The organism is Neisseria sp. P0021.S007 (assembly GCF_051956855.1).
Genome location: NZ_JBQCXA010000670.1, coordinates 1 through 637, shown reverse-complemented (window position 1 = coordinate 637; position 637 = coordinate 1). Strand labels below are relative to the sequence as shown.

General features: G+C 49.8%; 1 protein-coding gene. It reads right to left on the bottom strand.

The window, feature by feature from the left end; translation table 11 throughout:
* Positions 1-637 (bottom strand): NADH-quinone oxidoreductase subunit N (locus ACTHUR_RS15295; RefSeq protein ID WP_440399484.1); only part of this gene is annotated, 637 nt, incomplete at both ends.

The window sequence follows — 637 nt, the reverse complement described above, 5'->3', positions numbered from 1 at the left end:
GTATGGTACCCATGCCAGTAACAAGGATACGGAACGCAAAGACAACGGCGGCGATTTTCGGAGCCGTACCCACAAATGCGGTAACAGAGGTCGGCGCACCATCGTACACATCGGGCACCCACATATGGAATGGAACCGCACCCAATTTAAATGCAATGGCAACTACAATAAACACCATACCCAATTTCAACAGCCACTCGTTGGCCTGCTCATTGAAAGCAGAAGCCAAGACGGAAGCAAAATCAAGAGAACCGGTGGCGCCGTAAACCATAGAAATACCATAGAGTAGCAAACCGGAGGCCAACGCGCCCAATACGAAGTATTTCAGCGCGGCCTCGGCAGAACGACCGGAATCGCGGCGTAGGGCAATCATGGCATATAGCGATAAAGACAACAATTCCAAACCGATATACGCAGTCAAGAAATGTGCCGAGCTGACCATGACGCTCATACCCAACAGGGCAAACAGCGACAGGGTGTAAAACTCGCCTTTAAAGATTTGGCGGTCTTGGTTGTACGGTTTACTGTAAATAAACAAACCAAACGTCAGCGCATACAGTACCAGTTTTGCCAAACGGGACATGCCGTCTGCAATATACATACCGTGAAAGGCATCGATACTGCCCTGCTCCCATAC